General features: G+C 70.2%; 12 protein-coding genes, 1 tRNA gene and 2 pseudogenes. 6 read left to right on the forward strand and 9 right to left on the reverse strand.

The genetic code is table 11. The features are described 5' to 3' along the window. The 4 genes from G6021_RS07215 to G6021_RS16920 all read left to right on the forward strand — a co-directional run. Positions 1–254, forward strand: a 254-nt coding sequence (locus G6021_RS07215) for a hypothetical protein (RefSeq protein WP_182640957.1), incomplete at its 5' end; no start/stop codon positions are given. Then, positions 251–1,996, forward strand: coding sequence for an ABC transporter ATP-binding protein (locus tag G6021_RS07220; protein WP_182609766.1), 1,746 nt, complete (start codon positions 251–253; stop codon positions 1,994–1,996). The genes G6021_RS07215 and G6021_RS07220, both read left to right, overlap by 4 nt. Beyond that, positions 1,993–3,693 carry an ABC transporter ATP-binding protein gene (locus G6021_RS07225; RefSeq protein WP_182615305.1) on the forward strand — a complete coding sequence of 567 codons (1,701 nt, stop codon included), beginning with the start codon at positions 1,993–1,995 and terminating at the stop codon, positions 3,691–3,693. The genes G6021_RS07220 and G6021_RS07225 overlap by 4 nt, the downstream gene beginning before the upstream one ends. 84 nt (positions 3,694–3,777) lie before the next feature. Next, the gene (locus tag G6021_RS16920) at positions 3,778–4,200 is read left to right on the forward strand and encodes a hypothetical protein (RefSeq protein WP_206682408.1); all 423 of its coding nucleotides are present in this window, start codon (positions 3,778–3,780) and stop codon (positions 4,198–4,200) included. Positions 4,201–4,234: 34 nt separating this feature from the next. Here G6021_RS16920 and G6021_RS07235 read toward each other — a convergent pair whose 3' ends face one another. The 5 genes from G6021_RS07235 to cmrA form a co-directional block, all read right to left on the reverse strand. Further along, positions 4,235–4,969 (reverse strand): haloacid dehalogenase type II, encoded by a 735-nt coding sequence (locus G6021_RS07235; protein ID WP_182615303.1) that lies wholly within the window; start codon positions 4,967–4,969, stop codon positions 4,235–4,237. A 45-nt stretch (positions 4,970–5,014) separates the two neighbouring features. Further along, a complete protein-coding gene (locus G6021_RS07240; protein WP_182640958.1) occupies positions 5,015–5,728 on the reverse strand; it encodes a flavodoxin family protein in 714 nt (237 codons plus the stop codon). Positions 5,729–5,891: 163 nt separating this feature from the next. Next, positions 5,892–5,964 (reverse strand) — tRNA-His (locus tag G6021_RS07245). Between the two features lie 108 nt (positions 5,965–6,072). Continuing rightward, positions 6,073–6,741: an oligoribonuclease gene (gene orn / locus G6021_RS07250; RefSeq protein ID WP_182615299.1), complete on the reverse strand. Its 669-nt coding sequence runs from the start codon at positions 6,739–6,741 to the stop codon at positions 6,073–6,075. Positions 6,742–6,786: 45 nt separating this feature from the next. After that, positions 6,787–7,605 (reverse strand): mycolate reductase, encoded by an 819-nt coding sequence (gene cmrA, locus G6021_RS07255; RefSeq protein ID WP_182640963.1) that lies wholly within the window; start codon positions 7,603–7,605, stop codon positions 6,787–6,789. A gap of 366 nt (positions 7,606–7,971) precedes the next feature. Here cmrA and G6021_RS07260 point away from each other — a divergent pair. Beyond that, a pseudogene (locus G6021_RS07260) lies at positions 7,972–9,271 on the forward strand (MFS transporter). A gap of 78 nt (positions 9,272–9,349) precedes the next feature. On the opposite strand, the gene G6021_RS07265 reads toward G6021_RS07260, so the two are convergent. Continuing rightward, entirely contained in the window at positions 9,350–10,027 is a 678-nt protein-coding gene (locus G6021_RS07265; RefSeq protein ID WP_182640959.1) for an HAD family hydrolase, read from the reverse strand. Between the two features lie 76 nt (positions 10,028–10,103). Here G6021_RS07265 and G6021_RS07270 point away from each other — a divergent pair, with 76 nt between their 5' ends. Then, the gene (locus tag G6021_RS07270; protein ID WP_182640960.1) at positions 10,104–11,096 is read left to right on the forward strand and encodes a TIGR03557 family F420-dependent LLM class oxidoreductase; all 993 of its coding nucleotides are present in this window, start codon (positions 10,104–10,106) and stop codon (positions 11,094–11,096) included. 185 nt (positions 11,097–11,281) lie between these two features. Here G6021_RS07270 and G6021_RS07275 read toward each other — a convergent pair whose 3' ends face one another. The 3 genes and pseudogenes from G6021_RS07275 to G6021_RS07285 form a co-directional block, all read right to left on the reverse strand. Further along, positions 11,282–12,337, reverse strand: coding sequence for an ABC transporter substrate-binding protein (locus G6021_RS07275; RefSeq protein ID WP_182640961.1), 1,056 nt, complete (start codon positions 12,335–12,337; stop codon positions 11,282–11,284). Further along, complete coding sequence (locus G6021_RS07280; protein WP_182640962.1) at positions 12,334–13,113, reverse strand: ABC transporter permease; 780 nt, start codon at positions 13,111–13,113, stop codon at positions 12,334–12,336. Before G6021_RS07280 ends, G6021_RS07275 begins: the two co-directional genes overlap by 4 nt. Next, a pseudogene (locus tag G6021_RS07285) lies at positions 13,110–13,472 on the reverse strand (ABC transporter ATP-binding protein); the annotation flags it as partial. The gene G6021_RS07280 and the pseudogene G6021_RS07285, both read right to left, overlap by 4 nt.

Consider the following 13,472-nt stretch of genomic DNA (forward strand, 5'->3'; position numbering starts at 1 on the left):
GCGCGGTCCTGAGCGCGGACGGCGTGGTCGACGTGCCGGACGGGCTGATGTGCCCCTTCGGTCCGTCGGCACTGCAGGCCGCGGAGTGGACCCCGGCGGGTAGCGCGGGGGTTCACATGAGCCGGCAGTCGCCGGACCGCTTGATCCTCACCGCGCAGCCGCTGACCCCGACCGGTCGCCGGTCTCAGGCCGGTCAGCGCGACCAGGCCGGCAACCGGGCACAGACCGCCCATGGGGCAGTGGAGCCGCAGTGAGTGCCTCGGGATTCGACTATCGGGCCGTTCCGCGACTGGTGCGCCCCCATCTTGGCGGGTCCCGTCGCCTGCTCGTGGCCGCGGTGGCGCTCGCCGTGCTCTCGGCCGTGGCGGAGCTCGCGGTGCCCTACGCCGTCTACCGACTGTTCGTGCACCTGGTGGTGGGAGACGGGGGGCTGGCGGCTCCACAGGCGGTCGCTCTTGCGGCCGCGGGAGTCGTCGTCACCTATATCACCTTCGGCGCCGCGACCGCGCTGGCGCACCGAGCCGCCTTCGACGTGATCGCTCGGATCCGCAGCGCCCTCGGAGAAGCGTGGTCCGGTGCGGATCTGTCCGACCTGTCGGACGGGCACACGGCCTCCGCCCGCTCAGCCGCGGGGGAAGAGGTCGAGCGGCTCGAGGGGATCCTCGCGCACGGAGTTCCGGAGTTCGCGGCCAGTGTGACGGTGTGGCTGACCATGACGGTGTGGCTTCTGGGTGAGGACTGGCGGTTAGCGCTGGCGTGCGCTGCGGTGGCCCCGCTGGCCTTCTGGACCATGCGCCGGGCGATGCGGTCCAACTCCCACCGGATGGGAGAGTTCGTCGTGGCCAACGCGGCGATGGGCCGGGCGATGATGGACCAGCTCACCGCGCTCGCGGAGATCAGGGTCTTCGGCGCCCGGACGCCCGGTTCCACGGCGGTGTCCGCGATCCGACACACCGCGAGCCTCCAGTCCGCGTGGGGCGCGGCGTTCCTCCGGTGGGGAGCCTGGTTCTCACCCCTGGTCACCGCCACACCGGCGGTCGTCGCGGTACTCGGGACCTGGCTCCTCGCGGCGGGTCGACTGGAGGTGGAGACGTTCCTGCTGTTCATCGTCCTGGCCCCGGCCTACACGGTTCCGCTCGTCACGCTCTTCTACCGGATGCACTCTCTTCCCCTGGCGGCGGCGAGTGCTCGGGCGGTCGAGGACCAGCTCGACCTGGCCCCGGTGGACCTGCCGGCCGTGACCGGCCGCGAGCCGAGGGATCGGGCTGTGGTGGTCGACGGCCTCGACTTCGGACACCGGGGGCGGGCGAACACCCTTCGACAGGTCTCGTTCCGGGTCCCGGAGGGCGCGACCGTCGCCCTGGTGGGGGAGTCCGGGTCGGGCAAGACGACCCTCCTGGAGGTACTCGCCGGGCTCAGGACACCACCGGTCGGAGAGGTGACGCTCGGTGGGGTGCCCACCGTGGAGCTCGTCAGCGCGCCCGGCCGGCGCTGGGTGAGCCTGGCCGCCCAGAACCCCCTGCTGTTCGCCGGCTCGGTCGCGGAGAACCTCCGAACGGGAGCGCTCGACGTCCCCGACGGTCTCTTGCTCGACGCGCTGGAGGCCGTCGGACTTCGCGACGAGTTGGGGGAGTCGGCCCTCGATCGGCGTCTGGGGGAGGCGGGAGCAGGCCTGTCCGGGGGGCAGCGGCAACGCCTCGCGCTCGCGCGGGCCCTCGTCGTCGACGCCTGGGTCGTACTGATGGACGAGCCGACCGCCTCGGTCGACCCGCTCACCGAGGACGAGTTGTGGGAGTCGATCTCCCGGTGGTGCCGGAGAAGGACGCTGGTGATGGCGACCCACCGGATCGCGTTGGCCCGCCGGGCGGACCACATCGTGGTGCTAGACCGAGGCGCGGTCGCCGAGCAGGGCACACACGACGAGCTGCTCGACCACGGCGGGCTCTACGCCGAGTTGAACGACGCCGAGTCGCGGGCGAAGGCGGGGATCCGATGAGCGGCGTGGGCACAATGTGGCGGATCGCCGGTGCTGAACGGGTCCGCGTCCTGCGCGGGGTGGGCTGGCGGATCGTCCAGTCCCTGCTCGGCGGGCTGCTCTACGGGGTGCTGATCACCCTCGTCGTGCACTTGGCGCGCGGCGGGCAGGTGGATGAGAGCCGGGCCGTCCAGGTGACCGCGGTGGCCGTGGTGACGCTCCTCGGTCAGTTGCTCGCCTCCTATCTGGCAGCCCGGGACTCGTGGTTGGCCTCCTACCAGGTGTCCGCTCATGCCCGGGTGTGGGTGCTCGAGCACCTGCTCCGCGTGCCCGTGCCGATGGCCTCCGGCCGTCGCCGCGGGGAGATCCAGGCGCTGCTCACCGGCGACATGCAGCAGATCGAGGACTTTCTGTCCGAGGGACTGCCCAAGCTGGGTCAGGCCCTCGGACTGCCGGTGTTCGTCATCGCCGCGGCAGCCGTCTACGACCCGGTCGTCGCGCTCGTACTCGGCGGCGCCGTCGTCGCGGCGATCCCGGCCACCGTGTGGGCGGGCATACGCACCACCGCTGCGGCCCGGGAACGGACCGCGCTGCAGGCCGAGTCCTCGGCACGGTTTGTCGACGTGCTCACCGGGATCACAGTGTGGCGAGTGCTGGCGGCGCCGGGGCGGATCGCCGAGGTCCTCCGTGCGACCGCACTCGAGCTGCGGGATTCCTCCGTGCGAATGCTCGGCAAGTTGATACCCCCGCTGATGCTGGCCTCGGCCGTCCTCATGGCCGGTGTCCCGGTCCTCATGGCGGTGGTGGCCGGGCGCGGGACGGAGGTTGCGATCGGCTTCCTCCTCGTGTCGATCGCGGTGTACCGGCCGCTCTTGGCGACCCTATCGGTGGGGGAGCAGTGGCACGTCACCCGTGCCGCCCTGGAACGGCTGCGGTCGGTCGCCGAGATCCCGCAGCTCTCCGAACCGTCGGAGGCAAAGACGCCCCGCGGCGTCGAGGTGCGGTTCGACGGGGTGGGGTACGACTACCCCGACGGCACCCCGGCGCTGCAGGGGATCGATGTGGCGCTCCCCGAGAAGGGCATGGTCGCGGTGGTGGGTCACTCCGGCAGCGGAAAGTCCTCGCTCGGGGGATTGCTCTCCCGCTTCGACGACCCCACCGCCGGCTCGGTGAAGATCGGCGGAGTGGACGTCCGCGAGATCGCCCCACACACCCTCGCGGCCACGGTGACCCAGGTGTTCCAGCAGACACATCTGGTTCCGGGAACGGTGGCTGAGAACATCGCGCTCGGTCGCCCTGACGCGAACCGTGCCGACGTCATCGATGCGGCCCGGCGCGCGCAGCTCCACACCGCGATCATCGATCTGCCCCACGGCTACGACACGCGTCTGGGGGAGGACGGTGCCGGACTGTCCGGGGGGCAGCGCCAGCGCCTGGCCATCGCCCGAGCACTGCTCGTGGATGCGCCGATCGTGGTGCTGGACGAGCCCACCTCGGCCCTGGACACCCGCACGGAGAGCGAGGTCTCGGAGGTGATCGCCGAGCTGGCCCGCGGGCGATCTGTCCTGCTCATCGCCCATCGCTTGAGCACGATCATCGGCGCCGATGAGATCGTGGTCCTACAGCAGGGACGGGTGGTCGAGCGCGGCACGCATGCCGAACTCGTGAGCTCCGACGGACGGTATCGACGGATGTGGGACCGGCCCGAACCGCCGTAAATCCCCGTGAGCATGGCCGAGGCCAACACCCAGGAAGTTCCCCCGCGCCCGGTTGACTGCAGGCGCGGCCGAGAGGAGTAGACGATGTCGAATTTCCAGACTCCGGAGAACGCGCATTCCCCGGACCGCGGTGAGGGAGAAAAGAACGCCTTCACGGTGATGTACTGCGGCACCTGTGGAGGAGAGCGGGAGTCCGCGCTGGTCTCGGCCCTGAGCCGGGCAGTGGGTCGATCGGCTCACGGTGTGCTGGCACGCTCCAGCTGCCTGCTCGGCGGCAGGTGCGGTTCCGCGGGTGAGCCGGAGGCGGACGGACCTGTCGTCCTGGTACAACGGTGCGATCGCATCACCCGCGAGCCCCGGGGCGGCGTGGTGACCGTCGGACCCGTGCGGACCACACCGGATGTGAACGGCCTGATCCGGTGGCTCGAAACCTCCGATCTCACCGTGGACGAACTTCCGATGCCCCTGCGGCGGGCGCACTACAAGCGTATGGCGTCGCTGAACTGATCGGACCCGTCACCGCCGCTGTCAGTGGGAGGTTTCAGCGACGCAGCTGGTCCGCCAGTTCCGCCAGGGACGCCGCCGTGACGTCCGGCGACCTGAAGTATCCCGGGTAGGGCGCGCCGTCCCTGGTGATCCAGGCGGTGCCGAGTCCCGCCCGAGCGGCGCCGTCGATGTCCCAGGGATGAACGGCGACGAGCATCGCGTCCCTGGGGTCGACATGGCACCGGGCGAGAGCGTGTGCGTATGCCCTGCCGGCCGGCTTCCAGGCGCCGGCGTCCTCCACCGAGAGGAGTGCCTCGAAGTGCTCGCGTATCGACGCGCGGTCGAGGAGGCCTTCGGCTATCGCCGCCGAGCCGTTGCTCAGAGTCACCAACCGGATCCCGAGGTCCGTCAGTGCGTGCACTCCGTCCGGCACGTCGGAGTGCACGGGGAGGACGGAGAAGCCGCCCATGATGTGCTGGACGGCATCGTCTGGATCGCGATCGAGCGGCAGGCCATGGAGGCGGACCCGCAGGGACTCCGCGGCGAGGTGGGCGAACGAGTCGCTCGCCGACACGACCGTGAGGGCGAAGCCGTCCCAAAGAAGCCCCGCGAACCAACTCGACGCCAGGTGCGCCGGCACGCCGACGTCCTCGAAACGCCGGGCCATCGGCGACATGTCCGAGAGCGTCTCGTTGACGTCAAAGACGATCAGGACAGGTCTCCGGGGCCCGTCCGGACTCACCGGGTGGTCCTGGCTCGCGATTCGCTCCCCCGAGTGCTCGCCGGTCATGGAACCCTCCTCGGTCAGGATCGGTGCTCGGTCAGGATCGGGCGGTCAGGATCGGTACTCGGGGTTCTCCCAGCCGAAGCGGGCCCCGGAGTCCCAGGCGGAGCGCTGGTTGCCCTCGCCGGGGATGCCGCCGGCCGCCTTGAGCAGCCGGGCCAGGTGCATCAGGTTCCAGGTCGGGAAGGTCGTGTTGCGGTTGGTGAAGTCGTTCTCCGGCCCACCGCTGCCGGGGTCCAGGTATGACGGCCCAGGGCCGACCTCGCCGATCCAGCCCGCATCGGCGTTGGGCGGGATCGTGTAGCCGAGGTGTTGCAGGCTGTAGAGGATGTTCATCGCGCAGTGCTTGAGTCCGTCCTCGTTGCCTGTGATCAGGCATCCGCCGACCCGGCCGTAGTAAAGGTGCTGACCTTTGTCGTTCAGCATCCCGGACAGTGCATAGAGCCGCTCAATCACCTGCTTCATCACACTGGAGTTGTCGCCCAACCAGATGGGCCCGGACAGGACGAGGATGTCGGCCTCAAGAATCCGCGGGTAGATCTCCGGCCAGGCGTCTACGTCCCACCCGTGCTCGCGCATGTCCGGGTAGACGCCCGTCGCGATCGGGTGGTCGACCGCGCGGAGGGTCTCCACCTCGACCCCGTGCTTGCGCATGATCGAGGCGCTCGCGTCGATGAGTCCCTGGGTTTGGCTGAGCCCGGGGCTGCGCGTGAGAGTGCAGTTGACGAACATCGCCCGCAGGCCGGTGAAGTCGGGCTCGCTCATCGGGACTCCTCGGCATCGGTGTGGGCGTGAATCCGAGCGTAATCACCAGCGGGGAGGTTCCTACCGGTTTCGGTGACGAGATGGGAGGGGACAAATGAGAACGAGGCCCGAACCCCGTCCAAGGGTGGTCCCTTGGTCGACAGTTCGGACCTCGTTCATCCGGGGTGGCTGACGGGACTCGAACCCGCGACAGCCAGGATCACAACCTGGTGCTCTACCAACTGAACTACAGCCACCATCGCCGTTCTCGCGAACAGCGTTGACGATGCTACCCGGTCTGGGTCCCGGTCAGGAAATCGGCAGGTGTCGACGCCTACCGGGCCCGCGCACGGGAGGTCGGATGCTCAATCTACGGGGGGCAGGGCGCCGGCCGCGGCGCGCACCTCGTCGGTGGTCGGACCCGGTTGCGGGACGAACGCCGTGGCGCGGTAGTACTTCAGCTCGCGGATCGACTCCTTGATGTCCGCCAGGGCGCGGTGGGACATGCCCTTCTCGGGCTGGCCGAAGTAGATGCGCGGATACCAGCGGCGGCACAGCTCCTTGATCGAGCTCACGTCGATCATCCGGTAGTGCAGGTAGGAGTTGAGCTCGGGCATGTCCCGGGCGAGGAACCCGCGGTCGGTGCCGATCGAGTTGCCGGCCAGGGGAGCGGTCCCGCTGACCGGGACCCAGGCGCGGATGTAGTCGAGGACCTCTTTCTCGGCCTCCGCCACCGTCACGGCGGAGGCGCGGATCTCCTCGGTCAGGCCCGACGAGGAGTGCATGTCCCGCACCACCGGGAGCATCGCGGCCAGCTTGGCGTCCGAGGCGTGGATGACGATGTCCACGCCGTCGCCCAGGACGTTGAGTTCGGAGTCGGTGACCAGGGCCGCGATCTCCACCAGTGCGTCGTTCGCGGTGTCGAGGCCGGTCATCTCGCAGTCGATCCACACGATCCGGTCGTTCTTGGACTCCTTGTGGGGCGTCGGGCTCGACGACGCGACAGGGGTGGGACCGGGGTTCGACTCTGGCATCGCTCGACTATATCGCCGAGCGACCGCCCGACCGGACCCGGAGGATCAGCCCTCCGCCTGTCCCTCGCCGAGTTTGGCGTAGAACCGTCCCACGATCGGGGCCATGACCCCGCGCGGGGTGTAGTTGCCCGCCACGGACATGGCCTGGCCCAGGGGTCCCGGGACCACGCGCATCTTGTTCCGGGCGAGCGCGTCCAGCGAGATCCGGGCGGTGTACGTGGTGTCCACCCAGAAGCGGTCGGGGACCAGGCGGTCGACGAACGTCTTGTCCTCCTCGGCGATCTCCTCGGTGCGCACCGGTCCGGGCGCGAGCAGCGTGACGTTGACCCCGGAGCCCTTGAGCTCCCCGCGCAGCGACTCGGAGAAGGTGTTGAGGAACGCCTTGGTGGCCGCATAGGTGGCGTTGTTGGGGATGGGCATGTTGCCTGCCGCCGAACCCACGTTGAGGATCGCGCCCGAACCACGCTCGACCATCCCGGGCAGGACCGCCAGCACGAGGTCGTGGCAGGCCACGGCGTTGACCTGCACCTGGCTCTTCTCGTAGTGGGGGTCGAGCGCGGCGACCGGCCCGAAGGAGGCGATGCCGGCGTTGTTGCACAGGATCGAGATCTCGCGGCCCGCGAGCTCCTCCAGCAGCCGTGCCCGCTCGGCCGGATCGGACAGGTCGCAGGCCCGCACCTCGACCGTCACCCGGAACTGGCTCTCCAACCGCTCCTTGAGTTCCTGCAGCACCTCGCCGCGCCGCGCCACCACGATCAGGGAGTGGCCGCGGCGGGCCAACTCGGCGGCCAGCGCCATGCCGATCCCGGAGGAGGCGCCAGTGACGACAGCACGATTCGTCGCGGTGGGCAGGGGAAGCGGCATCATGCGTCCTCGGGTCAGGTGGTCAGGGCCGAGGGTGAGCGTACCGGCGAGGGTGGTGAACGGGGGAGTCGGTCACGACGAGCGGTCGCAGTGCGGTGGGAACCGCGACAGCGGGCAACGCGCCGGTCAGGGCCAACCACGCCGACCACGCCACAGCTATCTCGCATTCACCGAATGTGCACCGACCATACCAGCGGAAATGGGCCCGCCACCGGCCCTTTCGAGGCCTCAGGCGAACCGCTGGGCACTAGGTTCTAGGGCGTGAGCAGCACCGGGACACCGCCCCCTCCAGAGACCGCCGCCTCGTCGTCGTCGTTGTCACCCGATCTCCGCCCCGCCACCCGCGGCCAGGTCTTCTCGTGGGCGATGTGGGACTGGGGGTCGGCGGCGTTCAACGCGGTGATCGTCACCTTCGTCTTCTCCGTCTACCTCACCGACTCGGTGGGGGCGGACCTCGACGGACCGTTCTCGGCCGCCACCTGGCTGTCGATCTCGATCGCGCTGGCCGGGCTGGTGATCGCGCTGACCGCGCCGGTGATGGGCCAGCGCGCGGACCGGGGCGGCCGTCGCCGGCGGTCGCTGGCCATCTGGACCTACCTCACGGTGGCGCTGACCGCGCTGATGTTCCTCGTCGATTCGGACGCGCCCTACCCGTGGTTCTTCGTCGGACTTCTGCTGCTCGCGCTGGGGTCCATCACGTTCGAGTTCGCCGAGGTGTCCTACTTCGCCATGCTGCGGCAGGTCTCCACCCCGGCCACCGTGGGGCGGGTCTCCGGGTTCGGGTGGGCGATGGGCTACTTCGGCGGGATCTTCCTGCTGCTCGCCGCGTTCCTGGGCTTCATCTCCGGGGACGGCGACGAGCGGGGACTGCTGGGCATCTCCACCGACGGCGGCCTCAACGTGCGGCTGGTGTGCCTGGTCGCGGCGGTGTGGTTCGCGGTGTTCGCGCTGCCGGTGCTGCGGTCGGTGCCGGAGAACCGGCCCCGAGGGAAGAAGGGCGACGACGACGAGGTGGGCTTCGTCGAGTCGTACCGCATCCTCTGGCGGGATCTCAAGGCCCTGTCGCGCCGGGACCCGCGGACCGTGAAGTTCCTCGTGGCCAGCGCGATCTTCCGCGACGGGCTGGCGGGGGTGTTCACCTTCGGGGCGATCCTGGCGGTCACCGTGTACGGGCTCGCGCCGGGGGATGTGCTGATCTTCGGGGTGGCGGCCAACGTGGTGGCGGCCCTGGGGGCGGCGGTCGCGGGAGTCGTGGACGACCTCGTGGGGCCCAAGGCGGTGATCATCGGCTCTCTCGCGGCGATGCTCGGCACGATGACCGTCCTGCTGTTCGTCGACGGCACCGCCATGTTCTGGCTCTTCGGCCTGCTCATGTGCCTGTTCGTGGGCCCGGCCCAGTCGGCGTCGCGCTCGTTCCTGGCCCGCCTGGCGCCGCCTGGCGCCGCCGGGCAGCGACGGCCAGATGTTCGGGCTCTACGCCACCACCGGGCGTGCGGTCTCGTTCCTCGCCCCGGCGCTGTTCGGCCTGTTCACGTGGGGGTTCGGCACCGACCGCGCGGGAATCGCCGGGATCGCCCTGGTACTGCTCGTGGGCCTGCTCCTGCTGCTGCCCGTCAAAACCCCGACCCGCTCCGAGGCGTCGATCACGTGGGCGGGCTCCGCCTGACCCCGGGTCGCGCCGCGCGGTGACCCGCTCCTCGTCGTCCCGCGTTCGCGCCCTTTCCGCCCTTCCCGCCCCGGCAAGTCAGAGCCTGCCGGAGGACAGCAGGTCCAGCACTCCGGCGGCGTCGTCGACGATGTCCGAAAAGCCCGCCTCTCGGAGCTCGGCGTCACCGATCCCGCCCGTGCGCACGGCCACCGAGCGGATGCCGAGCTTGGTGGCGGCGACGGCGTCCCAGGTCGCGTCGCCCACCATGACCGCGTCCGCGGCGTCGACGCCGGAGCGCTCGAGGGCGATCGCCACGATGGTGGGGTCGGGCTTGGCGGTGTCGACGTCCTCGCCGGTCGTCACGGCATCCACCGCGTCGTCCACGTCGAGCAGTTCGCGCGCCTCGGCGAACTCCGACGGCGGGGCCGAGGTCGCGAGCACGGTGACCCACCCCTGCTCCTTGGCGCCGCGCACGAGTTCACGGGCACCCGGCAGGAGGCGGAGGGAGTCCCCGGCCTCGGCGTAGTACTCCGAGTGCAGATCCTTGGCCCGGCTCGCCACGCGATCGCGGTCCTCGTCGTCGTCGACTCCCGCGATATCCAGGAGCTCGCCCACCAACGTGGACCCGCCCTTGCCGATCCGGTGGTGCACCTCCACGAAGGGCACCGGCGCGCCCGCCTCGGCCAGGGCGCGGTGCCAGGTCCAGACGTGGACGTAGGTGGAGTCGACCAGGGTGCCGTCGACGTCGAGCAGCAGGGCGCGGGGAGAGGTCATGAGTCCGACCGTGCCCGGCCCCCGTGCGGGTGGCAACCGGTGGCGACACGGCCATGCCCGGCGCACCCTCGAATCCATGACACGTTTCGGATACACCCTCATGACCGAACAGTCCGGCCCCAAGGAACTCGTGCGCTACGCGGCCAAGGCCGAGCAGGCGGGCTTCGACTTCGAAGTGGCCTCGGACCACTACTTCCCGTGGCTCTCCTCACAGGGACACGCGCCGTACGTGTGGAGCGTCCTGGGCGCCGTGGCGCACGTGACCGAGCGGGTGGACCTGTGCACGTACGTGACCTGCCCGATCCTGCGCTACCACCCCGCGGTGGTGGCACAGAAGGCCGCGACAATGCAGATCCTGTCCGACGGCCGGTTCATGCTGGGCATCGGTGCGGGGGAGAACCTCAACGAGCACGTGGTGGGGCAGCGGTGGCCCTCGATCGACGAGCGCCACGAGATGACGGTGGAAGCGCTGGAGATCATTGGCGAGCTGTTCGACGGCGGCCTGGTGACCTACTCCGGCGAGCACTTCCGCGTGGACTCGGCCCGCCTGTGGGACCTGCCCGAGACGCGGGTGCCGATCGGCGTGGCCGCCGGCGGGGAGAAGGCCGTGGCCCGGCTCGGGCCGCTCGCCGACCATCTCATCGCCACCGAGCCGGAACCCGCCCACATCGAGGGCTGGAACGCGCTCGAGGGGCAGAAGCGGATCGGTGACGGCGCCCGCGCGATCACCCAGATCCCCATCAGCTGGGACCCCGACTCGGAGAAGGCGGCCGTCGAGCGCGCACACGACCAGTTCCGCTGGTTCGCCGGAGGCTGGGCCGCCAACGCCGACCTGCCCACCACCGCCGGGTTCGCCGCCGCCACCAAGTTCGTCCGGCCCGAGGACGTGGCCGAGCAGCTGGCGTGCGGGCCCGACCTGGACGCGATCGTCGAGAAGGTGCGGCCCTACTGGGAGGCCGGGTACACCGACGTCGCGCTGATCCAGATCGGCGATGAGACCCTGGACCGGTTCCTCGAGGAGGCGGCCGAGCCGCTGCTCGCGCGGCTGCGGGAGGCCTCCCCGAGCTGAGGCGGCCCGGTTCCGCCGCCGGGGCCATCGATAAGAGCGTTCCGCACACTTGTACTCGACCGATGTGTGCGAAACACTCTTCTCGATGGCGGGCGGGGCCTCTGGCGGGGCCGCATGAGCCGGCGCGCCCTCACCCGCGCCCTCTCCTGCGGGGTCTTCCGCCCAACCTCGTGCCGGGCGGGGTTCTAGCCGTCGGCTCCGGGCAGGTAGTCGTTGGTCGTGGCGGTGGCGCCGTCGATCTCGCTCTCCAGCAGTCCGTTCTGGTACATCCACCTCGCGTATGCCGCCCAGTCCTCGGCGGACTGCTGGCCGAAACCGTCCTCGGGCAGCAGCTCGAGGGTGGCGTCGATCATCAGCTCGAGCACGTCCGGGTCGTAGGAACCCTCGGTCTCGGGGGTGAGGGAGTCGATGGCGGCCCGGCGGTCGTCCAGAGCCGTGGCCTGACCGGCCGCGGTGCCGGCGAGGAAGGCCCGCACGCGCTCGGCGTAACCGGCGTCGTCGGCGAGGCGGCTCGGGTTGGCGATGATCACCAGCTCCGCATAGTCCGGGACCCCGAGTTCCGTGGCCGGCATCACCACGAAGTCGCCCTGAGCGGTCAGCTCGACCCCCTCGATGTTGCGGAAGGCTCCGAAGATCGCGTCCACCTGGTCGGTGAGGAGCGCCTGGTTGAGGCTCTGCTGCACGTTGGGGGCGGATATCGATCCCGGGTCGATCCCGGCCTCCCGGGCGATGAAGTCGAGGGTCGGCTGCTGAGAGGCCAGACCCGACAGCCCCACGGTCTTGCCCTCCAGGTCGGCTGCGGTGGTGATCCCGGACTCCGTCCTGGCGATCAGCGAGGTCAGTGACGTGGGTATCAGGGCGGCGACCGAGACCACGTCGAGGCCCTGCTCCGCGGCGATGAGGGTGTCGGGCTCATACGAGATGGCCAGGTCCGCACGTCCCAGGGACACCTCCCGCGCGGCGTCGGCCGTGTTGGCGGGCGTCATGAACGTCACGTCGACGCCGGCCTCGTCGTAGGCGCCGGTCTGCTGCGCGGTGTACAGGGCCACATGGTCGGGATTAGGGCTCCAGTCGAGCAGGACGCTGACCGGTGCGGCGGCGGACGTGTCCGGCTCGGCGTCGTCCGAGGCCGCCTGACAGCCGGACAGAGCCACCGCGGCAGCGGCCGCGATCGCGAGCATGCGCAACCCGGGCCGCGTGCGGGCCTGGCGTGGGGTCTTCGTGGGTCGTGAGTGAGTCATGATGGGTTCCTTTCCCCGGTGGGAGTGTTCCAAGGGCAGATGAGGCGTTCGAGGATGGTCACGCTGGCCAGCAGGACGCTGGACATGATCGTCAGCACGACCACCTGGGCAAAGACGAAATCGGTCTGGAGCCGGGGGATGGCCTGGAGCATGAGGTAGCCCAGGCCGTTGGTCGAGCCCGTGTACTCGGCGAAGACCGCGGCGACCGGGGCGAAGGTGACCGAGACGCGCAGTCCCGCGAAACCGCGTGGGGCGGCGTAGGGCAGACGCACCCGCCAGAAGAGCGACCACCTGGTGGCGTGCAGGCTCCGCAGCGTGTCGATCAACCTGGTGTCGACCGAGCGGACACCGGAGAGAAGGTTGAGCGCGACGGGGAAGAAGCACAGCAGGGCGACGACGATGACCTTCGGTGCCATGCCATAGCCGAGGGAGATCGTCAGCAGTGGGCCGATCACGATGACCGGGATGGCCTGGGAGGCGACCAGCAGGGGGGTCATGGCCTGCCCGACGGTGGGCACGAAGGCGCTGATGATCACCACTACCAGCGCGACGACCACCCCGAGGACCACCCCGATGAGGGTCTCGGTGGCGGTGAGCAGCGTGGCGGAACCGAGCCGGTCGGGCCAGGTGCTCACGAGCGACTCGAGCACGGCGAGGGGCGCGGGGATCACGTAGTCCGGCACGAGCTCGAGCGCGGTGACCGTGATCCAGGCGGCGAGGACCAGCAGGACCGTGACGCAGGCGGGAGCAGCGGACCGGAGGAATCGCACGGTCATCGGGCGGTTCCACCTTCGGCCAGATGCGATTCCCGGGCCAGTGCCTGGAGTACTTCCCGGCGGGCTGCGGCGAACGCCTCGTCGCCGAGGAGGACCTCGCGGGGGCGGTCGTCGCCGAACCATCCCGGCCAGGTGGAGACCACACGCGCCGGGGCGTCGGCCTCGTGTCGTGCCAGCAGCACCACGCGTTCGGCGAGGAGCAGCGCCTCATCGACGTCGTGGGTGACCATGACCAGCGTGGCCGAGGTCCCGGTGAGGGTCTCGCGCAGCCACTGTTGGACGTCGGCGCGGGTGATCGCGTCGAGCGCGCCGAGCGGTTCGTCGGCCAGCAGCACGGGTTTGCGCGCCAGCAGGGCGCG

The organism is Dietzia sp. CW19, assembly GCF_014145265.1.
Taxonomy (GTDB): Bacteria; Actinomycetota; Actinomycetes; order Mycobacteriales; family Mycobacteriaceae; genus Dietzia; species Dietzia natronolimnaea.

What these genes read in the sequence shown, in the direction of transcription:
- G6021_RS07280 (WP_182640962.1), bottom strand. Translation starts at nt 13,113, where the DNA reads ATGACCGTGCGATTCCTCCGGTCCGCTGCTCCCGCCTGCGTCACGGTC.
- G6021_RS16920 (WP_206682408.1), top strand. Translation starts at nt 3,778, where the DNA reads ATGTCGAATTTCCAGACTCCGGAGAACGCGCATTCCCCGGACCGCGGT.
- G6021_RS07235 (WP_182615303.1), bottom strand. Translation starts at nt 4,969, where the DNA reads ATGACCGGCGAGCACTCGGGGGAGCGAATCGCGAGCCAGGACCACCCG.
- G6021_RS07275 (WP_182640961.1), bottom strand. Translation starts at nt 12,337, where the DNA reads ATGACTCACTCACGACCCACGAAGACCCCACGCCAGGCCCGCACGCGG.
- G6021_RS07265 (WP_182640959.1), bottom strand. Translation starts at nt 10,027, where the DNA reads ATGACCTCTCCCCGCGCCCTGCTGCTCGACGTCGACGGCACCCTGGTC.
- G6021_RS07225 (WP_182615305.1), top strand. Translation starts at nt 1,993, where the DNA reads ATGAGCGGCGTGGGCACAATGTGGCGGATCGCCGGTGCTGAACGGGTC.
- orn (WP_182615299.1), bottom strand. Translation starts at nt 6,741, where the DNA reads ATGCCAGAGTCGAACCCCGGTCCCACCCCTGTCGCGTCGTCGAGCCCG.
- G6021_RS07270 (WP_182640960.1), top strand. Translation starts at nt 10,104, where the DNA reads ATGACACGTTTCGGATACACCCTCATGACCGAACAGTCCGGCCCCAAG.
- cmrA (WP_182640963.1), bottom strand. Translation starts at nt 7,605, where the DNA reads ATGCCGCTTCCCCTGCCCACCGCGACGAATCGTGCTGTCGTCACTGGC.
- G6021_RS07240 (WP_182640958.1), bottom strand. Translation starts at nt 5,728, where the DNA reads ATGAGCGAGCCCGACTTCACCGGCCTGCGGGCGATGTTCGTCAACTGC.